This window comes from Oscillospiraceae bacterium (assembly GCA_015065085.1).
In the GTDB taxonomy this organism is placed as follows: domain Bacteria; phylum Bacillota; class Clostridia; order Oscillospirales; family SIG627; genus SIG627.
This window is the reverse complement of the sequence record SVQW01000009.1, coordinates 81,010-103,368: the sequence shown is the minus strand read 5'-3', so window position 1 is coordinate 103,368 and position 22,359 is coordinate 81,010. Positions and strand designations below refer to the sequence as shown.

At 40.8% G+C, this 22,359-nt stretch carries 20 protein-coding genes; 14 read left to right on the top strand and 6 right to left on the bottom strand.

Annotation, left to right across the window (positions count from 1 at the left end; all coding sequences use genetic code 11):
- Positions 1 to 205, bottom strand: a 205-nt coding sequence (locus tag E7588_07390) for a helix-turn-helix transcriptional regulator (GenBank protein MBE6689084.1), incomplete at its 3' end; no start/stop codon positions are given.
- Positions 206 to 342: 137 nt separating this feature from the next.
- Here E7588_07390 and E7588_07385 point away from each other — a divergent pair.
- Entirely contained in the window at positions 343 to 687 is a 345-nt protein-coding gene (locus E7588_07385; protein ID MBE6689083.1) for a hypothetical protein, read from the top strand.
- Positions 688 to 953: 266 nt separating this feature from the next.
- On the opposite strand, the gene E7588_07380 is transcribed toward E7588_07385, so the two are convergent.
- The 4 genes from E7588_07380 to E7588_07365 all read right to left on the bottom strand — a co-directional run bounded on the left by E7588_07380 (position 954) and on the right by E7588_07365 (position 3,202).
- The gene (locus E7588_07380) at positions 954 to 1,292 is read right to left on the bottom strand and encodes a hypothetical protein (protein ID MBE6689082.1); all 339 of its coding nucleotides are present in this window, start codon (positions 1,290 to 1,292) and stop codon (positions 954 to 956) included.
- 5 nt (positions 1,293 to 1,297) lie between these two features.
- A complete protein-coding gene (locus E7588_07375) occupies positions 1,298 to 1,858 on the bottom strand; it encodes a recombinase family protein (GenBank protein ID MBE6689081.1) in 561 nt (186 codons plus the stop codon).
- Positions 1,859 to 2,120: 262 nt separating this feature from the next.
- Positions 2,121 to 2,777, bottom strand: coding sequence for a SprT family zinc-dependent metalloprotease (locus tag E7588_07370; GenBank protein ID MBE6689080.1), 657 nt, complete (start codon positions 2,775 to 2,777; stop codon positions 2,121 to 2,123).
- 146 nt (positions 2,778 to 2,923) lie between these two features.
- Positions 2,924 to 3,202 carry a hypothetical protein gene (locus tag E7588_07365; GenBank protein MBE6689079.1) on the bottom strand — a complete coding sequence of 93 codons (279 nt, stop codon included), beginning with the start codon at positions 3,200 to 3,202 and terminating at the stop codon, positions 2,924 to 2,926.
- Between the two features lie 320 nt (positions 3,203 to 3,522).
- Between E7588_07365 and E7588_07360 the strand changes: the two genes are divergently transcribed.
- From E7588_07360 to E7588_07345, 4 genes are all read left to right on the top strand, one after another.
- Entirely contained in the window at positions 3,523 to 3,708 is a 186-nt protein-coding gene (locus E7588_07360; GenBank protein ID MBE6689078.1) for a hypothetical protein, read from the top strand.
- A gap of 914 nt (positions 3,709 to 4,622) precedes the next feature.
- The gene (locus E7588_07355; GenBank protein MBE6689077.1) at positions 4,623 to 5,444 is read left to right on the top strand and encodes a hypothetical protein; all 822 of its coding nucleotides are present in this window, start codon (positions 4,623 to 4,625) and stop codon (positions 5,442 to 5,444) included.
- A gap of 22 nt (positions 5,445 to 5,466) precedes the next feature.
- Positions 5,467 to 5,724 (top strand): hypothetical protein, encoded by a 258-nt coding sequence (locus E7588_07350; protein MBE6689076.1) that lies wholly within the window; start codon positions 5,467 to 5,469, stop codon positions 5,722 to 5,724.
- Positions 5,725 to 6,051: 327 nt separating this feature from the next.
- Complete coding sequence (locus E7588_07345; protein ID MBE6689075.1) at positions 6,052 to 7,326, top strand: site-specific integrase; 1,275 nt, start codon at positions 6,052 to 6,054, stop codon at positions 7,324 to 7,326.
- Positions 7,327 to 7,688: 362 nt separating this feature from the next.
- Here the strand turns inward: E7588_07345 and E7588_07340 are convergent, their stop codons facing one another.
- On the bottom strand, positions 7,689 to 8,240 hold the full coding sequence (locus tag E7588_07340; GenBank protein MBE6689074.1) for a TetR/AcrR family transcriptional regulator: 552 nt from the start codon (positions 8,238 to 8,240) through the stop codon (positions 7,689 to 7,691).
- A gap of 163 nt (positions 8,241 to 8,403) precedes the next feature.
- Here E7588_07340 and E7588_07335 point away from each other — a divergent pair, with 163 nt between their 5' ends.
- From E7588_07335 to mutL, 9 genes are all read left to right on the top strand, one after another.
- Positions 8,404 to 9,300, top strand: a complete 897-nt coding sequence (locus E7588_07335; GenBank protein MBE6689073.1) for a cation transporter — start codon at positions 8,404 to 8,406, stop codon at positions 9,298 to 9,300.
- Positions 9,301 to 9,441: 141 nt separating this feature from the next.
- Entirely contained in the window at positions 9,442 to 10,269 is an 828-nt protein-coding gene (locus tag E7588_07330) for a sugar phosphate isomerase/epimerase (GenBank protein MBE6689072.1), read from the top strand.
- Position 10,270: 1 nt separating this feature from the next.
- Complete coding sequence (locus E7588_07325; protein MBE6689071.1) at positions 10,271 to 10,966, top strand: hypothetical protein; 696 nt, start codon at positions 10,271 to 10,273, stop codon at positions 10,964 to 10,966.
- Between the two features lie 258 nt (positions 10,967 to 11,224).
- Positions 11,225 to 14,872, top strand: coding sequence for an S-layer homology domain-containing protein (locus E7588_07320; protein MBE6689070.1), 3,648 nt, complete (start codon positions 11,225 to 11,227; stop codon positions 14,870 to 14,872).
- A gap of 358 nt (positions 14,873 to 15,230) precedes the next feature.
- On the top strand, positions 15,231 to 15,671 hold the full coding sequence (locus tag E7588_07315) for a GNAT family N-acetyltransferase (protein ID MBE6689069.1): 441 nt from the start codon (positions 15,231 to 15,233) through the stop codon (positions 15,669 to 15,671).
- Between the two features lie 212 nt (positions 15,672 to 15,883).
- On the top strand, positions 15,884 to 17,269 hold the full coding sequence (miaB, locus tag E7588_07310; GenBank protein MBE6689068.1) for a tRNA (N6-isopentenyl adenosine(37)-C2)-methylthiotransferase MiaB: 1,386 nt from the start codon (positions 15,884 to 15,886) through the stop codon (positions 17,267 to 17,269).
- Positions 17,269 to 17,658, top strand: a complete 390-nt coding sequence (locus tag E7588_07305; protein ID MBE6689067.1) for a YlbF family regulator — start codon at positions 17,269 to 17,271, stop codon at positions 17,656 to 17,658. Before miaB ends, E7588_07305 begins: the two co-directional genes overlap by 1 nt.
- 35 nt (positions 17,659 to 17,693) lie before the next feature.
- Positions 17,694 to 20,282, top strand: a complete 2,589-nt coding sequence (gene mutS, locus E7588_07300) for a DNA mismatch repair protein MutS (GenBank protein MBE6689066.1) — start codon at positions 17,694 to 17,696, stop codon at positions 20,280 to 20,282.
- Positions 20,282 to 22,348: a DNA mismatch repair endonuclease MutL gene (mutL, locus tag E7588_07295; GenBank protein ID MBE6689065.1), complete on the top strand. Its 2,067-nt coding sequence runs from the start codon at positions 20,282 to 20,284 to the stop codon at positions 22,346 to 22,348. The genes mutS and mutL overlap by 1 nt, the downstream gene beginning before the upstream one ends.
- Positions 22,349 to 22,359: the final 11 nt, after the last annotated feature.

Here is a 22,359-nt window from a genome sequence, read left to right as displayed (position 1 = left end):
TTTCTACTCCAAGCAAATAATCAGTTGTTACCTTGAAATAATCAGCAATTAAAATTAGTACATCAAATGTAGGATAGCCCATACCATTTTCATATTTACTAACAACAGCTTTTGATAATCCTAATTGGAAGCCTAATTCTTTCTGTGTTAAGTTATGGCTTTTGCGTAATTGTTTTAATACTGTACCAAAATCACAAACATTCATTTAATCACCGCCTTTTTATTATATTATTATATACCAAAAGCGGTTTATGTTTCATAGATTATAGTCAACGATATATTGACTTTTTGCATTTTGTATGCTATAATATACATATCTGTATATATGGGGGAAATGCAACTATGGGAGCGAAAAACAAAGTTATTGCGGGAGATTACGAGGGCGGGGAAATATTTTGTGCCTTTGATAATCTGTCAATAATTGGTACAGCTAATAATATGCCATTGGATAAAAGCACTATTAAAAGCTATGATATTATAGACGAAGAAAGCAGAAAAAGTGCTACAAGTGCAGTAGGTAGGGCTGCCGTTGGTACTTTCCTATTGGGTCCGGTTGGATTGCTTGCGGGCGTTACAGCCAAGAGAAAAGGCATTTATACTATTGCTCTTGAATATCACAAAGGCGGTAAAAGTCTAATAGAAATAGACGAAAAACGATATAAGCTATTGATTAAAAAAATGTTTTAAAACGGGGGTAAATTATGAAAACGATTATAAGTATAATGCTGTTGTTAGTTATGTGTATATCCCTTTTAACAGCCTGTGGCGGTAATGATAAATGCGGGGCGTGTAATGGTAGCGGGTACTATCAAAAAAAGACTTGCCCTATATGTAAAGGGAGCGGGCATAGCGACTATGACCCATACGAGCAATACAAGAACATAGGAAAATAATTGAAAGTGTACATCCAAGAAATAGTTAAAAGTAAAGCGGGGTTTTATGCCCCGCTATTTCTATCTTATAACCAATGTATAAGCCTTTGTCTTTTCGTCTGCGTTACAGTACAATGTAACAACATCACCAAGCAGACAACAGCTTGTATCAATACTTACCCTGTGTATATGGTTAAATCTCATTTTACCGCTTTTGGATTGAAGCTGTACAATGTTTGGATTAGTTGCTATAAGTATATCATTAAAGGTTAAGCACATATGTAATGGCTGTGCGATTGAATAACACCGCCGTTCTGTGCCTTGCATATAGTCGCTGTTGTTTTCGTCATTGTAGATTATTTCTTTCGGTCTTTTCTCTGTTATATAGTCTTTAAATTCAGTTATATTCAGCATATCCATTTTGATTACCTCTTTTCCTCAAATTCTTTTATAAGTTTGTCAAGTGTCGGTCTGCTTATGCCAAGCTCACAGGCAAGAGCTGATTTTGTGATTTCCCTTGATATATAGCGGGCGTAACATTCGGCAAAGTTGCCAACAGTTTTACATTTACCGCCTTTATACTTTCCGCTCCGCTTTGCTATTGCAATACCCTCTCTTTGTCGCTCCAATAGGTTTACACGCTCAAATTCGTTTATAGCTCCTATCATAGTCAACATCAATTTTCCTGTCGGTGTTGATGTATCTATGTTTTCCTTGTTGCTTATAAGGTGTACGCCTTTTGCGTTAAGCTGTTCTACTATGTCGAGCAAGTCCCTTGTAGAGCGGGCAAGTCTTGAAAAATCGTGTATGTGTATTGTGTCCCCCTCTCTTGCAAATTCTAAAAGCTCTTGCAGTTTTGGTCTGTTTGTGTCTTTGGCTGATACCTTTTCTGTAAACCACTTTTCAATATTGTATATTTGCATAGCCTCGATTTGTCGCTGTTCGTTCTGCTCTATGGTTGAAACTCTTATATAAGCAATGTTCATAATATAGTCCCCTTTGTAAAATTCAAGTTATGATATGCTTTACATTTTGTAAAAGCGGTTGAAAAACAACTTTGTTTTTACAGCTTTGTAGGTTATTCAAAATGTAAATACAGGGTGTACCCTGTTTTATTAGATAGTAGCGGGGATTGCTCCCCGCATATCTATTATTTAAACAGTAACCACGCTACAAACAATCCAAGTAAAGGATTTAAAGCGGAAGCACATACAACGATTATACAACATATTAAACCGCCCATCTTGTTCACCCCTCTATCATTCTTTGCATACAATCACCGCATATAACATTGACCTGTTTTGTTGCTCTTACGCTGTTACCACAACAAGGGCAAGAATATTTTCTGTGGTGGTTGTTCGGTGTTACGCCTATTGGTTTAAGCTCCCCGCCGTTGCTTGCGTGTGTGCCAATTCCAATAGCTGTAAATGTTGGATTTGCTCTGCACATTTCAACCTCTCTTAATTCGGTATGTTCAAGTACCCATTCAAGTAAGCTGTCTGCGGGGGCTGTGTGTGCATATCCGTATTTGTCTGTGCGTGTAACAATCAATCCTCTTTGTTCCGCTTGCTTTGCAAAATGCTTGTTGTGATATGTACCGCCCCTTGATGTGTCGGCTATGTTTAAAACAATGTCATTGTACATATGTACCATTTCGTGTACAAGTGAAGCAATGATATTTTCAAGCGGTCTGTCAAGTGTTCCGCTTGCTATGTTTATCTCTCTTTTCTTGCTGTCCTTTGTGTCCCAAATGTCAAAAGGTACATAGTGGGCGTATGCTCTCGGTGTAGGTATAACTGTTATAATTGGTGTGGGTAATTCATTATCAAATATTTCATCATTGATAAGTCTAAATGCTTTTTCAAGCTCTCCTGTTAATCTACTCATTTTGTCAATCTGTTTCATAATGTAAACGCTCCTTTAATTCTCATATTTTAATATTGATTTTATGGAGCGGATACGATATAATATATGTACCCGCTCCTTGTGGTTGTGGGTGTTAAGTCCTTTGCTGTGTCGCTTTGGTCGGTGGCTTTTGCAAGGGGCTTTTCTTATGCAATACTAAATCTACGGCTTGATGTTTGCTTTGTGTACTGTTTGTACATTTCTGCGTGTTCTTTTTTAAATGATGTAGTGTCAAAGCGGTTTGATAATACCGAAGTCCAACGGCAAATAAATCTGCCCGCTTCCATTTCTTCTGTGTCCTGTGAAAGCATTTCGGCTTTGATTTCATCTTTTAATGCTTCCGCTTCTGCTTTGGCTTCTTCTGCAAGTGCTTCCCATTCTTGCAACTTTGCAATTTTCATTTCCATTTCTTTTACTGATAACATTTCGTTATCCCCCTTTAATTCTTTTATTCAGCGTGCGGGCTGTTGCCCTTGCTGTGATTATAGTATAGCACATTGTGTAATGTTCGTCAATAGGCACATTGCACAATGTTTTTAATTTCTTTTTGTGCAAAAAGTACATTGCGTAATGTACTGCGTTGTGATATAATATAGTTACGATGGGAAAGGTGCAAACAAATTGCTTGACACAGCCCACGCATAGCGGGGGTAGTTTTGGTATTTTGTCGGCTGATGATGTGTCTATATGTATAAGTCGCTTCATCTCCCATATACAAGTTAAAATATTTATTGGGGGTGCTGTTATGGCATACAAAGACAAAACAAACGCAATTAAATACAACAACGAATTTAACAAACAGGCGTATGACAGAATTAGTCTTATGGTAGCAAAGGGTAAAAAAGAGCTTATCCAAGAGAAAGCAAAGGCAAACGGCGAGAGCTTGAACGCATTTATTAACAGGGCTATTGATTTGTTACTGAATAAATAAAAGATATACCCGACCACCATTTACTATATATACGAAACGCCACAGCATACAGGGTACACCCTTTGGGATTATAAATTGAAGTGTCTATATTCAAAAAATATTAGTACAACTTTTGAGAAAACATTGACTTCATTTTTTCGGTGTGGTATAATTAACACATAACAACAGAATATAAGGTTTGTAAGAACGCCAAAAGGCTAATGCTGTAAGTAAGTCGTGCTTCACAAAGTAGATTTTTCTATCTTGTGATGTACGGCTTTTTTATTTTATCCTGTAATACAGTAAGAAAAGAGGTGTAAAGAATGAAACAATCAAACTGCGGTTTTATATGCAAATGTGCAATATGCGGAAAGCCTGATTTAGTAATGTCTGAGTTGACGCTAAAAGCCAATTATGGTAGCAGTTATGACGGCGAAGTGTTACAAATCGATTTATGCAGAAATTGTGCAGATAAAATCTTTGTATCGTTATCCAATGAGCATAGAACTTTTAGTACAATTTAGAACTTTTAAGGTTCTAAAAATTTTTGTAAAGCATTGTGTAACAACGGATTAGAGCGGGAGGCTTAAAAGCAAAAATAACTCCAATCATTGTATAATAAAATACTATATACAAGTAAAAATAATAAATAATATATTTGATATAGTTGATAGATAAATACTGTTTTATCCAACAGGAAAACATTTTTATTAAATATAAATGAGTACAAATCTTAATAGTCTGTTTGAGCCTGTCAGTAATACAAATTAAGCTATTAAATGCGAGTGTTAATAACAGCAACAGTACACAGGAATTTGTACGAATGATTATTTATATAAAATGTTATATAGTAATTAAATGATTGGAGTCAAAAACTAAATAGATGCTTTAAATAACCAAAGTCCCGCCGACAAAATTTTATAAGGAGTGAGTGTATGAGCTTGATAAGAAATGAATTAGGGCAAGTAATGACAAGAAAAACTAATTCAATGGATAATGCAACAAGAATTATAGAGGTATGCAATGATAAGATTATATACACGCTGAAATTAGACGGTGTTAAGGATTATTTAACTTATAACGAAACTCTATTAACAATTCTTAAAATGGATAAGTTAAAACCATATCGTGATAATGGGCGTTTGAAATTTAAAGTATGGCACAACGGGGCAGATGTCAATATAGCGTTGCACGATTTAGCCTTTGCCTGTTATTCGGAGCGGGTGCATAGTAAAACATTTATTAGTGATATGCAAAAATACCACGAGTACAAGGCGTTTAATAATCTGTCAATAGACCACGCCGACAACAATGTACGAAACAACACAGAATACAATTTATCTCTTATGGATAAAACGCTAAATTCAACAAAGGGTACAATTATAGCAAGGGTTAAAATGCCCGCATATCTAAATGTATCTTTTTGTAATGATAAGTATAGGGTACAGCTATTGTGGGCTGTTTCTGCTGATGATATAAACAACAGTATAGGAAAGCTGTTTAATGAAAGCATTACAGACACAGCGGGGGTTTGTGCAATGCACTTTATTTGTGAGAGTACAGAAAGTTTTGTAGATTGTTTGCAGTATATCATATCACAAAAATATGAGTGGGCTTTGCCATTGAAAAACGGCGGTAATTGGATTAAAAATAATAATCCTTGTTGGTGCGAAAATATCAATCATTCTATGCACGCACAGGAAATATTATCAAAAATGAACGAGGCGGATTTTCAAGTTTTTAATCGTCTATCTTAATATAACAGGAGTTGAGAGGGGTATGTTAAACTTGACTGTTGACGAGCGGGAAAAGAATTTAAAAAAGATTTATCCAAACCTTAAACGCTACACAATAGATTTTGCAAATGATTTTTTATGTTGGTGGGATATGTACGATATGCCTATGTTGGCTATGCTTTATATTGATATTACCTGCAATTCCCCCGACAAACCAAAAGATTTGGAACGGTGGAAAAGTGAGCATTATGTAGGTAGAGAAACAAATGTAAGGTGGGATATAATTCGCAAACAAGGATAGAAGCTTTATAAATAGCGATTGTTATGGGCTTTTTCTCCCATAGGCATATATTTTTCTTGCATAAAAAGGCGGTTGTCAACATCTGTATTTTTGATACATCATTGTTGCAACACAAGGAGTTATACATATTGGATATAATAACAATACATTATAAAACACCCATAACAACGGGATTTTCAATAGTGTTTTAGTGTGATTTTGAATGTGTACATTCAAGAAAAACACGATAACACCGGTAAATAATTTGGTAAATTTATATTGTCAGTTGGTATGCGGTATGGTATAATATCAATACTATATCGTGTGCCACAGACAGAAAGGAGCAGTATGGCACATAACAGAAAAGATAAAAGAAACAGGGTACTTTACAAGGGCGAATATCAGCGTGCAAACGGAATGTATGAATACAGATACACCGACACAAAAGGAGTATCGCAAAGTGTTTATGCGTGGAGATTAAAGCCAGAGGACAGCACCCCATACGGCAAACAGGAAACGCTGTCTTTGCGAGAATTGGAAAGCGTTATTGTTAGAGATAAGCAAGACGAGATAGACACCATATCAGCACGAAAAACAAGTCTTGACGATTTCTTTGCAGAGTACATACAGGAAAGACCGCTAAAACAATCCACAAGGACAAATTACAAGTATATGTATAACAAGTATGTTAGCGGTGTATTAGGGCAGAAAAAGCTCTCTAACATCAAATACAGCGATATACGGCGGTTGTATAATTCCTTAATAGATGAACAGGGATTTAAGCCAAACAGTATGGAAGTTGTACATACCATTTTACACCCCATTTTTGCGGTTGCTGTTCGTGATGATTTGATAAGGAAAAATCCAACAGACGGAGTTATGGCAGAAATAAAAGCAAGGCGGGATTGGAGCAAGCCGAAGCGGTTAGCATTAACAGCGGAGCAACAAGGCGTGTTTATCGACTATCTATCAAAGTCAATAACATATTGTCATTGGATACCGCTATTTACTTTGTTTCTCGGTACAGGGTGCAGAGTTGGAGAAATTATCGGTTTGCGGTGGGAAGATTGCGACTTTGAAAACAATCTAATATCCATAAATCATAATTTGATATACCGCCCGCAAGATAACGGAAAATGCGAATTTCACATAACAACACCAAAAACAATGGCGGGTATGCGTGTTATACCGATGTTTGACGAGGTTAAAAAGGTACTGTTAAAAGAATATGAGTACCAACAGGCAGAGGGATTTAATCAAACAGTAATAGACGGATATAGCGGGTTTATTTTTAAAAATCGTTTTGATACTGTATATAATCCCCATTGTATAAACAGAGGTATAGAGCGGATATGCAGAGATTACAACGCTGAGGAAACAGCAAAGGCAGAAGCTGAAAACAGAAGCCCTGTATTATTACCCCATTTTACAGTACATAATCTACGGCATACTTTTTGTTCGAGAATGTGCGAGAACGAAAGCAACAAAGTAAATTTAAAAGTTATACAGGAGATTATGGGGCATAGTAGCATAGACACAACACTTGATGTTTATACTGATTTGACAACACAGATTAAGCAAGAAGCGTTTACAAGCCTGCAAGGGAAAATTAAACTTTCTTAATGGAAAACTTAAACTTTTTTGATATTCTCTTGATTTTGTGATACTTTATGTTATAATATGTTTGTGGGTTTAATGCTTGTACCAAAAATCATACCAAAAATTTTGGTATTGTGCCACAATAAATAACATAAGGATAACAAAGGGCTGTAGTAGATATTGTACTACATATTGTGGTTTAACCAAACCAAAACAGCAAAATGCAATGTCTATGTCTTGTTTTGGTACATTTCAAGGTTTAATCCCCACGATGAAGCCGTTGGATTAAGAACGTAAATCATTTACTGAAAAAGTGTTTTAAAACAATCACCCTCAAAGGACATATGTCCTTTGAGGGTGATTTGTCATTCTGTAAAGTTGGTATTTTATACAACCGCGAAAAAATAATCCGTTATAACTTCCGGACTTTCTTTTATGCCATTGTCAATCCACCATTTGAGCGTTCCCACAAATGCAGATATGATATGATTTTTCCAAAATGCTTCCGGAACATTTTTTCTTTTTTGTGAATCAAACAAATCAATATGACTTTCCACGAGACTTTCAAGGTTGCTGCGAAAGTATTTTAAAAACAACTCGTTGTTTTGTGATGATAACAAAGCCAAGATGTTATTATCATTTTTCTGCAAATGCTGAAACAAGTGCAAAAAAACAGAATCGGCGCCGTCGCATTCAAAAATATGCTTATGTTCATGTTCCCGATTATTTTCGGTGTCAAATATGTGGCAAAACAATTCCTCACAAAATTCTTTAAGCAAGAAATCTTTAGTTTCAAAATGAGAATAGAATGTGGCTCTTCCCACATCCGCGCCCTCAATAATTTCTCCCACAGTTATTTTACTGAATTCCTTTTTAGAAAGTTGCTCTGTGAAGGCGCTGAAAATTGCCTCTCTTGTTTTTCGCTGACGTCTGTCCACGTTGATTCCTCCGTACTTTTTTCACAATTTGTTCAGTAATGAATAAGCCGATAATCTTGTGTATTGAAGTTTTGAAATATTCTGTTATAATATTATCGAACGATGTGTTCCGTACCATACTTATCATACCACAAATAAACACATAAGTCAATCGGAGGATACTATGAAAACCGAAAAAAATATTTTTATTGCATTTATTTTAAATCTCACTTTTTCCGTAATTGAGTATTTTGGCGGTATTTTTACCGGCAGTGTTGCAATTATGTCGGACGCACTGCATGATCTGGGTGACGCGGCAGGTATCGGCGTTTCGTGGTTTCTGGAAAAGAAAAGTAAAAAGAAGCCGGACGACGTATACACATACGGTTATACACGTTATTCCATTATCGGAAGCGTTATCACTACATCAATTCTGCTTTTTGGCTCACTGGCGGTAATATATAACGCAATTTGCAAAATAATAAATCCCATCAGCATCAATTACAGCGGTATGATTATTTTCGCCATAGTCGGTTTATGCGTAAATTTTGCAGCGGTATTTTTCACCCGTGAAGGACATTCGCTTAATCAAAAGGCGGTTAATCTGCACATGCTGGAGGATGTATTGGGGTGGGCAGTGGTTCTTATGGGCGCTATCGTAATGAAATTTACAGATTTTGCGCTTATCGACCCTGTTATGTCTGTCGGCGTGGCGTTATTCATTCTTGTGAACGCTGTCAGAAATTTAAAAGCTTCTGTTGACCTTTTTCTTGAAAAAGTACCGCAAGGTATAAGTATAGCCGAGCTCAAAGAACACATTATGAAAATTGACGGTGTGCAGGACGTTCACCACATTCATGTATGGAGTATGGACACTCACAACAACTTTGCCACCATGCACATTGTCACAAACAGTGACCCGCACGAAATTAAACATAAAATACGCGAGGAGCTGAGCGAGCACGGCATTTTCCATGCAACACTCGAGCTGGAAGCACAAGGCGAGCACTGTCACTCAAAACACTGTGTTATAGAGACAGAAAACACTGCGTGGCATCAACACCACCATCACCATCATTAAACATAATGCGGTAAAACACATAATCAAATCCCCAAATCACAAAAATAGCATAAATTTTAATAAATTAAGCAAAAAAACGCTTGAAAAAAGCTAATGAAACAAGTATAATATACTCATAACTTACTAAAAAGGAGAATTATTATGAGCAATCTTAAAATAGGTTTACAGCTTTATTCCGTTCGTGACAAAATGGAAAAGGACGTTGACGCAACTCTTAAAGCTGTCAAGGAAATGGGCTACGACTATGTAGAGTTTGCGGGTTATTTTGATAAAACTGCGCAAGAATTGGCAGACATTTTGAAAAAGTACGACCTCAAATGCATATCCGTTCATCAGGCGCTTGACTTTTATATTGAAAAAGGCACTGCCGGAATTGAATACGTAAAAGCGCTGGGAGCTGAGTACTCCGCCATTCCCTGGTATGACGCAGCCAAATATCAAGAGGACTTCAACGGTACAATGGAGCTTTTCACCAAGTTAGGCAAACAGCTTAAGGACGGCGGTCTTAAAATGCTTTACCACAACCATGATTTCGAATTCAAAAATATCGGTGACGAGCTTATTATCAACAAGATGTATTCCACGGTTCCGTCGGAATATCTCAATCCGGAATTTGACACCTGCTGGATAAAATACGCCGGCTATGAGCCTGTTGAATATCTCGACACCTACAAAGGTCGCATCAATGTTGTGCACATTAAGGATTTCTGGGCAAAGAAACTGGCAAACGGTCCCGTATACGCACTTATTGATGCTGACGGAAATGAAATCAAGAACGATTCCAACGCAGGACGTGATTTTGAATTCAGGCCCGTAGGAAGCGGAATTCAGGATGTAAAGGCTATTATGGAGGCTTCCGAAAAAGCCGGCGCAGAATATGTTATCGTTGAACAGGACAACTGGTATGACGATGACAGTCTTGAGTGTGCAAAGAAAAGCCGCGAGTACCTCAAGAGCATAGGCTACTGATATGACGAAATTTCAGAAATGGCTGGATAACTACTGGTATCATTACAAGTGGCCCACCATTATCGGCTCGCTTTTTGCGCTGTTTATAATAATCTGCACAGTACAGATGTTTTCAAAGAAAGCTCCGGATGCACATATTATGTATGCGGGTCCCGCATCGGTGTCCTTCACATCACTGGATGAAATTGAGCAATCCTTCAATGATATTATTTCCGCAGACCTCAACGGCGACAAGCGTAAGATTATCGAGTATGTGGAAATAACACTGAACGACCGTGTCAAGATAACCGAAGAAGGAGAGCTTTTCAGCGAATACATAAACAACAATCTCGACTATAAAGGCAGTATGCTGGAACGATACAACGCAGAAATCGCTTTCGGTGACTCGGTTATATACTTACTGTCCCCCGGAATTTATCAGGATCTTAAATCCAACGGACAGCTTGTTCCGCTGGTGGCAGAACGCCTTTTGTACGACATCCCCGACAATGCCTTTGACGAGTATTCCTTCAAGCTTTCCGATATGGATATTTACAGGCTCCCCGGGCTTTGTATGCTCCCCGAGGACACTTTGGTGTGCGTAAGAAACCCGGACAAACGGTTGCAGGTGGCTAAAATTTCAGATCAGGCTTTCAAAAATAACGTTCAGGTGTTCCGTGAGATGGTAAATTACGTTCATCCGCAGGAAACCGAATGATTATAATACCAATCATAAATGGCGAGGAAAATCCCTCGCCATTTTAATTTTTTGAATGTCTTACCTCGTATCAATTATTCATCGCCACGATACAAAAGAGCGGGCCCCTCTCTATTTGCATAATAAACAATACCGCATTTAAATTTTGTGCGTTTTGCTGTTTTTTTATCCAAACATAATATTTATATTGCAATTTGCGCAATTATATTGTATAATTGCTTTATAGCATAAATTAACCACGTTTTCAGGAGGAAATTTATGAAAAAATTCACACTTATTTTGTCAACCGTTGCTCTCTTCTTATGCCTATTTACCGTTTCTGCTTTTGCCGTAGAATGGGTATTCGACAATGAGACCGAGAAAAACGCCTGGACGTATACAGGCATGGACAGTGTGCTGTCCGATGACGGTGTTGCCCTTGCGATGAATGCGGATGACAATTATATGTCACGTGCTCTTGCGGCGGGTGAACGTATTAATGCAACAGATTACCGCTATGTAGCAATGGTAATGAAGGTTGAATCAAAATCAACATATGGTGCCATTTTTTATGTTACCGACCAGTCACCCAGTATGGGAAGCAATCACACACATATTGGTCTGTCAAACAATACCGGCGAATGGCAAGGATATGTATTTGATATGTCTGCCCTCTCCGCCAACTGGAAGGGAGAGCTTTCCACCTTCCGTATTGACCCCATAAATGCTGCCGACATAAATGCAAAAATCACCGTTGCGCGCGTAGGTATATTCAAGACAAAAGCCGAAGCAGACGCATTTGTTGAGAATCTTCCCAATAATACAGCAACCGAAAATACCGAAGTGACAAAACCGGCTCCCGAAGTATCCTCAGATGTGGAAAGCAAAGGATGGATATTAAGTGACCCGACCGAGACTGCCAATTGGAAATTCACCGGCATGAAGGAATCGACCACCGATGAAGGAGTTGCACTTGAAATGACATCTGACGACAACTTCATGACACGAAATCTGCAGGGCGAGGAAGTACTCAACACTGCCGAGTATCACTACCTGTCTTTGGTTATGAAGGTGGAATCAAAGGTAAATTACGGTGCTATTTTCTATATTACCGACCAGTCAACCAACATGGGCAGTAACCACACACATTTCAATTTGTCAAACAACACCGGCGAATGGCGCACATATATATTTGATATGTCCTCCATCTCCGGCAAATGGAAGGGCAATCTTTCCACCTTCCGCATAGACCCCATTAACGCTGCCGACAGAGATGCAAAGGTAACCGTTGCGCGTATGGGCATATTCAAAAGCAAAACAGATGCTCAGGCATTTGCCGATGCTGACCCCGTGATGTACGAGCAAGCCGCAAAAAAAGAGGCTGAGCTGGCAGCCAAAAAGGAGTTGTACGCAGATATGGAATCCCCAAAGTTTATTTTTGATTCCTACGAAGCTGTTGACCAATGGAGCAACAGCGGTTCTGACATTTCCTTCCGTTTCGGGTATCTGTGCATGGTTCCCAAGCACAACGACCCAATAATGGAGTACAAATTTGAAACTCCCTTCCCCGCCTCGGAATTCAAATATTTCGCAATACGAATCAAGCCAATTTCCACCTTCCTCAGCGGTGCGCTTTTCTTCTCCAACACCGTATACAACGGATATTCCGACAAGAGCCATATTCCTTTTGCGCTCGAATATAACAAGTGGAAAAATGTAATTATCAACATGGAAGATAGCTTCCCCGAACGCTGGACAGGCGAAGTAAACAAATTCCGTCTGGACCCCATCAACCCCGGTTATTACGATAAGAACGCCGAAATATATCTTGACCGTTGCGGATTCTTCAGAACGCAAGAAGAAGCAGAAAAGTTCCTTTCCTCGGGACGTGAGGATTTTGATTATTCGCATGAAAGCGTAATCACAAGAGAAATGTCTCAGACCATCATTCCCGGAGGAAGCATAACCGACGGCTATGATCCTGCAAAATATATCATAACCAACACAGCCGATGCTTCCACTGCAAAGGATGCTGTTGTCATGTTCACCGATGCAAACGGAAAAGAAACTCCCGTGGCACTTTCTTACGTGAACGGTGCCGGATATGTCACCTACACTGCAAGAAATGCAGGCACTTACAAAATAGGCTATAATACCAAAGCTTTCACCGACACCGACGGTCACTGGGCAAGCGAAAATATCAAGTTTGTTGCTGACCGTGCACTGTTCGGTGGAACATCCCCTACCGAATTCAGTCCCGATATGACCATGACAAGAGGTATGTTTATAACCGTCCTCGGTCGTATGCACGGTCTTGATGTGACCGAATACGACGGTAACACGGGATATGCGGATGTTAAACCCACCGAATACTACGCTCCATACATCAAATGGGCAACCGAACAAAAGCTTGCCAATGGTGTAAACGAAACGGCATTTGCACCCGAAGAGCCTATCACCAGAAAGGATATGGCGCTCATCACCTCAAACTACATGAAAGCATTTAACTACAATGTCAAGCTCATGCAGGAGGTCGAAGCGTTCAATGACCTTGAAGGCTTCAGCAACGAGGAAAAAGAGGCTATTATTCTGATTCAGAAGGCAGGCATAATAAACGGCAAGGGCGCCGGACGTTTTGATCCCCACGGCATTTCCACACGTGCCGAGGTTGCCACCGTTATGCAAAGAATTATCAAATCTATACTCAGAGTTAACATTCTCTACTCACAGAATACTGCCGAATACATTTCGCGTGACCGCATAAGAATCGGCGTGTGGAGCTATTATATAAACCCCAACGAAGGCAACTTCTTTGAAACACTTGCTAACGCAGGCTTTGATAATGTTGTCGGAATGGGCTTTGTTACACCCGACACATACGATCTTGCGGATAAATACGCGGTTGAAATGTTCACAGGCTCTATGTCCCGTTCTCTCGATACCAACGCAAACCCTGTATTTATGAATGCCGCCATTTACGATCATCCTTCCTTCGGCGGTTCTTATCTGGGTGACGAGCCAGGAACCACACAGTTTGACGCGCTCTCCGCATGTGCAAATGATTATATCCAAAAGCTTCCCGGAAAGGTACCGTTTATCAACCTTCTTCCCATGTACGCAAATGCGGCACAGCTCAAATACGATGCAGGCGCGGCGGCTATCGAATACTACGATTCCGACCCCAACCTTTACAGAAAGTATTGTGATGAGTATTGTGAAAAGTTTGACACCACATATATTTGTGTGGACATTTATCCTCTGCACTCCGCAAGCACTTATAACGATTATGTCGAAAGCGTTAACCAGGTTGCATCTTCCGCACGCGACCACGGAAAGGAATTCTGGTGCTGTCTCCAGGCATTTGGCTTCAACGGCAGTAAACGCACTCCTGTCCTCAACGAATACTACTGGCAGTGCTTCACTCTGCTTTCTTTCGGATGCCGCAATCTTATCTGGTGGTACTACGAGGGCAATGAAAACTTCCCCTCTCTCATTGACAGAAGTACCATGCAGACCACGCAGGCATACGATGATTCCAAGGCTGTAATCTCTGTAATCAAGGCGATTTCCGATACATTCATTCAGTATAACAATGTCGGTGCGTTTACCGTTAACTGCACATCGAAAACACCTTATCTCAAGATATCAAATGAATACAAGGACTTTGATGCCATCACCGAAATAATATGTGATGAGCCTCTTCTGGTAGGTTGCTTTGACAAAAAGGATGGCAACGGACACGCATTTACACTTGTTAACATGACCGAGCTTCTTGAAAAGAAGAGTGCAACAATAAAATTCAAGATTGCCGACAACAGAACCGTAACCTCTTATAAGAGCGGAGCGCCCACCGTTCTGACTCCTGTTGACGGTTACTACACCGTGACACTCGACTGGGGCATGGGAGAATTCTTCACAATAGCATAAAATGTTTATCAAGCCGTACAGATATTTTCTGTACGGCTTCAGACTCTCGAGAAAGTCGTGATACCGCGACGGAAATAAAATATATTTCAAAAAGACGAAAATAAATCAAAAAAATTTAACAGCAGGTGATACATCGAATATCACCTGCTGTTTGTCGCTTTTTGCCGCTTCAAGCCTTACCGTACCTTTGTACGCCGACAGGCTTAAATCAGCAAAATATCCCTGACTTTTCGAAAGTCTCACAGTGTGTCGATAGGTTTATCGACACACTGAAGCCGTACAGATATTTTCTGTACGGCTTGATTTTTTCATGTTTTTGTTGTAAAATACAGATAAAAAATAAAACTGGAGAAAAAATATGATACGTGAAATAACTTCAAACGACAAACAAGATTTCCTCGATATGGCGCATGAGTTTTACGCTTCCGATGCTGTGCTTCATCCCCTGCCGGACGAATACCATCTGAGGGCCTTCAACGAGGCTGTAAATTCCAAACTTTATCTGCGAATATTCATAATGGAATATGACGGAAAAGTCGCGGGATATTCCACTCTTTCCAAGCAATTCTGTACCGAAGCCGGCGGATTCTGCATGTGGTTTGAGGATATATATGTAAAACCGCAGTACCGCTCCAAGGGACTTGCAAGGGAACTTTTCGCTCATGTTGAACAAAATTTCGGTTATGCACGCAGACTCAGGCTTGAGGTAGAAGAAGAAAACGAGCGTGCGGTAAAGCTGTATAGCAAAATGGGGTTTGAAGTTCTGCCGTACATGCAGATGGTTAAAGAAAAACAATGATAAAATACGGGTATGACACTGTGAAGCGTCATACCTTTTAGTTTTGTACATAATAATGAAAAACGAACAGATGGGTAAAATAAATATCGTGTTTCCGGTTGACATGTACAACAAAATATGATATAATTATACATTGATTATTATAATGAAACGAGTGACTTATTTTGCCATCCAAAAGACTGGTTTTGCATGAAACCGAGCTAGATAAATCAATACAGCTTCTTAAAGCGCTTAACGGACAGTTTGAAGCTTTACGCGGACATTTACCGCGTGTTTACACCGAAACCTACGGTTGTCAGCAAAACGAAGCGGACACCGAGAGGATACTTGGTATACTCACATCGGCAGGATATGAAAAAACAGACTGCAAAGCCAACGCCGACCTTATAATAGTAAACACCTGCGCAGTGCGCGAGCACGCAGAATTAAAGGCACTTTCAAACACGGGTGGCCTTAAGCATCTTAAGGAAAAGAATCCCGAGCTTATAATCGGTGTGTGCGGATGCATGGTGCAGCAGGAGCATCGCACAGGTGATATAAAGCACAAATATCCTTATGTGGATTTCGTTTTCGGCACCAATATGATGCACAATCTTGCTTCTATCGTATATTCGGCACGCACTCAAACGGGACGCGGTTTTTTCGTTGAGGATTATTCGGTAAATCCCGGAGTAATGCGGGAAGACATACCCGTAGTGCGCGAAAGCAGCTTTAAGGCATGGGTGTCGGTGATGTACGGCTGCAACAATTTCTGTTCTTACTGTGTTGTTCCCTACGTGCGCGGACGTGAAAGAAGCCGCAAAAAGGAAATGATTTTAAAGGAAGTTCGCGATCTTGTTGCGTCCGGCTACAAAGAAATAACTCTTTTGGGGCAAAACGTAAATTCCTACGGAAAGGACCTTTACGGCAGACCGGCTTTCGCCGAGCTTTTACGTGAAATATGCGAGATACCCGGTGAATTCTGGATACGCTTCATGACCTCTCATCCCAAGGATGCAACCGAAGAGTTATGTGATATTATCGCGCAGAATGATAACATCTCGAATCACTTCCACCTTCCAATGCAATCCGGAAGTAATGATGTACTCAAGGTGATGAACAGAAAATACACCCGTGAGGAATACTTCGACTATATAGACCTGTTGCGCAGCAAGATACCGGATATATGCATAACAAGCGATTTTATTGTTGGCTTTCCGGGCGAAACCGACGAGGATTTCGAAATGACGCTGGAGGCGCTTGAAAGAGTCAAATTTGACCAGATATACTCCTTTATATACTCCGTACGTCACGGCACACCTGCGGAAAAGATGGAGAATCAGGTGCCCGAGAATGTAAAAAAAGAGCGTATGACACGGCTTCTGGAGCTTCAGAGCAGTATATCGGGTAATAAAAACCGCGAATATGAAAACAAAATTATATGTGTGTTGGCAGAGGGACCAAGCAAAACAGATCCAGGCATGATGACCGGACGGTGTTACCACAATAAGCTGGTTCATTTTAAAATGCCGAGCAACGCGCAGGACATCATCGGACAGTTTGTAAACATAAAAATCGAAAAAGGCGATGCCTTTTCAATGAAAGGAACGATAGTGTAATGGAAATTATAGAGATGGCTCAGGCACTGGGCGAAGCAATAAAGGCAGATGGCCGCATGGCGCGTTTTCAAAAGGCGAAGGAAGCTTATGACGCGGACGAAAAGCTTGTGGCAGCAGTAAAAGAATACAATGTTCAGAAAATGGCGCTCAACGAACATCTTAAGGACGAAAACAGGGACGAAGCGGTTACAGATGCCATACAACGGCGTATTGAAGAGATTTGCAACGAAATCTGCGCTTCTCCCGTTATGATTGAGTATAACGAAGCTGAAAAGGCGCTCAACGACTTTATCGGTCTTGTAAACATGGCTATATCCTGTGCTATCACAGGCGAAGAAATGGGTTGCACCGAAGAAAAGTGCAAAACCTGCTCGGGATGCCGCCACTGATAAATTAATTTTTTTGAAAGGTACGGGTGTTTTGCATGGCGACACCAATGATGCAGCAATATTTTCAGATTAAAGAGGAATACAAGGAATACCTGCTTTTTTACCGTCTGGGCGATTTTTACGAAATGTTTTATGACGATGCAAAAACAGTATCTGCTGAGCTCGACCTTGTACTCACAGGTAAAAACTGCGGCGAAGAAGAACGTGCACCTATGTGCGGAATTCCATACCACAGTGTGGACACCTATATTCCCAAGCTGATTGAAAAGGGATATAAAATAGCTATCTGCGAGCAGACAGAGGATCCCGCAACCGCAAAGGGTCTTGTCCGCCGTGAAGTTGTCAGAATAATAACTCCCGGTACTCTCACGGAAAGTACTTATCTCAAAGAATCTGCGAATAACTATCTGGCCTCTCTCTATTGGGGACGGAACACTGCTGCTATATCTTTTTGCGATATTTCCACAGGTGAAATATACACTACCTCCTGCGAAACCGATTCCGATCCGTCAGGAGCTGTCATCGACCAGCTTGCGTTATATGCTCCCAGTGAACTTATGACCAATGCCCGCGAGGAGGATGCTTCGGAAGTATTCAAATTTATAAAAACAACTTTAAAATGCGCTCTCAACAGCGGATGCTCAGATTATTTTTCGCATACCGGCGCGGAGGACGTTATTGTTGAAAATGCAGGGGAAAATGCTCAGACACTGGGCGTGTCCTCCGATTCCCCCATTCTTCCTTCGCTGAGCGCTTTGTTTATTTATCTTCGCGAAACTCAAAAAACAGAGCTGAAAAACATAAAAAAAATAAATGTATATTCCCAAAGCACATTCTTATCGTTGGATGCCTCCACGCGCCGCAATCTTGAACTTTGCGAGACCATGCGTACAAAAACGAAAAAAGGCTCTTTGTTGGGAATTCTGGACAAAACCAAAACCGCAGGAGGTGCGCGTGCACTTCGCAGATGGCTGGAAGCACCGCTTACAAACTGTCTGTACATAAAGAACCGCCAGGACGCGGTAGGATATTTTGCTTCTCAGCAGATGCTGAGGGATGATGTGCGCGAAATGCTTTCTTCGGTGCACGATATTGAGCGTATTCTCACAAAAATCATATATCAGACATGCTCCGCACGTGACCTGAAGGCACTGGAGCGGACGCTCAATATTATTCCGAATATAAAATCCGCCGTTTGTTCCTGCACGTCCCCACAGCTTGCATCTCTCGGTGAAAAGCTTTACGAGCTTGGTGAAATAAAAGAGCTTATTTCAACAGCTATTGTAGATGACCCTCCTTTTTCGGTTCGCGAGGGTGGTTTTATCGCTCAGGGCTACAATGCAGATGTAGATGAGCTCAATCTCATAATCAAAGACAGCAAATCATATCTTGCCACCATTGAGCAATCGGAGCGCGAGCTCACGGGAATAAAAAATCTAAAGGTAGGCTATAACAGAGTTTTCGGTTATTATATCGAGGTAACAAAATCCATGCTGGACAGTGTGCCCGAAAGATACATCCGACGCCAGACTCTTACAGGTGCTGAGCGTTATGTAACTACCGAGCTCAAGGACGTAGAAGGAAAGGTTCTGGGGGCAAAGGATAAAATACAGGCACTGGAATATGAGCTTTTCACACATATATGCGAAAAAGTACGTCTTGTCAAGGATGAGCTTCAGCAAAATGCCGTCATTATTTCCACTATTGATGCATACCAGTCACTGGGCGAGGTTGCTGCAAAAAATTCATATGTCTGCCCCGAAGTGGATTACTCGGACAAGCTTATTCTTGAGGATTCCCGTCATCCTATTGTCGAGCAGTATGCCCAGACTATGTTTGTTCCCAACGATGCCAAGCTTGATTGCGGAGATAACCGCCTTAACATAATAACAGGTCCCAACATGGCAGGTAAATCAACATACATGCGTCAGGTTGCACTGCTTGTCATTATGGCACAGATAGGTTCATTTGTGCCTGCAAGATATGCCCGTATCGGTATTGTGGACAAAATATTTACCAGAATCGGCGCTTCGGATGACCTGTCACAAGGCTCCTCCACCTTCATGCTTGAAATGAAGGAGGTTGCCGCGATACTTTGCGGTGCCACCGAAAAAAGCCTTATAATTTACGACGAAATAGGCAGAGGCACCAGCACTTTTGACGGAATGAGTATTGCCCGTGCGGTATTGGAATTTACAGCACAGAAGATAATGGCAAAAACACTTTTTGCTACCCATTATCACGAACTTTCCGCGCTGGAGGGAAGCATAAAGGGTGTAAAGAATTACAATATAGCCGCAAAAAAACGCGGTGATGATATTATTTTCCTGAGAAAAATCATAGCAGGCTCAGCCGATGACAGCTACGGTATTGAGGTTGCAAAGCTCGCAGGAGTACCCAATGAGGTAATCACACTTGCGAAAAAGTATTTAAAGCAGCTTGAAAACGAAGCTCCCGAAAAGAGACCGGCTCACACTTCCGAATCCGCAGCAGATATAACAATGGGCTCGGCTCTTTCCCAATCCATAATCGATGAAATGAAAAAAATCGATGTAAACGTTCTTACTCCCATAGAGGCACTGGAGAAGCTGCATGATTTGTGCAAAGAAGCAAGGAGTATATAATGGGAATAATAAATGTTCTGGACCAGCAAACGGTAAATCTTATTTCAGCCGGCGAGGTTGTTGAACGTCCCGCCTCGGTAATCAAGGAGCTGCTTGAAAACGCGGTAGATGCAGGTGCAACAGCCGTAACTGTTGAAATTAAAGCAGGCGGTTCAGCATATATGCGCGTCAGTGACAACGGCAAAGGTATGTCCCGCGAGGATGTGTTGATATGTGTGAAAAAGCACGCCACAAGCAAAATAAAATGCTCCGACGACCTTGACAGCATAATCACGCTGGGATTCCGAGGAGAAGCTTTAGCGGCAATATCGTCCGTTTCAAAATTCGAAATAGTTTCAAAACGACGTGATGATATTATAGGAACGCGCCTTGAAATTCACGGTGACGAGAAAATTTCCGAGCAAGAGATCGGCTGTCCCGAGGGTACAAGTGTTACCGTTTGCGACTTATTCTTTAATCTTCCCGCACGCAGAAAATTCCTTAAAAAGCCCGCTACCGAAACGGGTGTAATTTCACAATATGTCGAAAAAATCGCTCTGTCCCACCCCGAAATAGCTTTCAAATACATTGCTGACGGCAGTATAAAGTTCCAGACACCGGGCGATTCCAAGCTTGCAAGCGCAATATATTCAATATACGGACGCGAATTTGCTTCGGGCATAACCGAGGTTTCGCACGAGGAAAACGGCATCGAAGTAAGCGGTTACATTTCAAAACCCGAGTTTTCAAAAAACAACCGCAATTATCAGACATGCTTTGTCAACAACCGCTATGTACGCGCAAAATCCGTAATGTTTGGTGTTGACGATGCGTACAAGAATTACATTCTCAGCGACAAACATTCCTGTTATGTGTTGTTTTGCAAGGTAGATCCGCACACTATTGACGTAAATGTTCATCCCGCGAAGCTGGAAATCAAATTTTCGGATGAAAAAGCAATATATTCGGCTGTATATTCCGCTGTTCTTATGACTTTGCGCAATCTTAAAAATCCAATTGCAGCCGGTCAGCCTCTCTCCGAACCGCCGAGGCAAGACAGCGATTCAATCCGGATAATCCCCAAAAACGAAACAACTCCGTCCGAAAAGGCAGTACCCGATTCTGCAAACAGAATCCGCACAGAGCAGAATACATACAAAATGGTACAATCACCATCCGATTCGCCTATAAGTTTCAAGGAGTTTTCCGAAATATTCAAAATAGAGGAATATAAACCTGCCGAATCGGAACTAAAAGCAACTGTTCCTGAAAATGTTGCCGAGTTTAAATCAGCTCAGCCCGTCGGAATTTTGCGGACACGTTATATCCCGGAAAATCCCGGCGGAAATATAATAAATCAGGTTTCCGAAAAAAATGAAGTTCCCCAAAAAACGGAGTCTGCACAGGAAATAATATCCCCAAAAGACAGCACCGAAACACACATCACTACGGAATCTTCGGATATCCCGCAAGAAACCGACATTCCAAAGCTGGAAGGGACCGTATCACCCTATCGCATTGTGGGGGAAATATTCAATACTTATGTTCTTGTGGAAAGCGATGACGGTCTGGTCATGGTGGATAAGCATGCCGCACATGAGCGAATACTTTACGAGGAATTAAAGCTATCCTCCAAAAACGATGCCATACAGATGCTTATGGTGCCGGTGGTAATAGAACTGGATCGCAAAACATCCGAGTATGCCGAAGATTTCATTCCGCAGATAACAAAAGCGGGCTTTGAAATTGAAAGCTTTGGAGACAACACCTTTACGGTACGCAGTGTCCCTGCAATGCTTTCAGGAATTTCTTCCGATGATATAACCGAAATCGTAACTTCCATGGCACTGAATGTTGCAGACAGCAAAAAAGCGCTTATGACGGTAGAGCATATTTTTGATGACATATTGCACACTGCCGCATGCAAAGCCGCAATAAAAGCAAAGAGGCATTATGACGAAAAAGAGATTGAATATCTCATAAAGCGTCTCTACGAAATAGGCAACATCACCTACTGCCCCCACGGACGTCCCGTGTGCAAAATTTTCACAAAAAAAGAGCTTGATAAATTCTTTTTCAGAACATAGAAAGAAAGGTA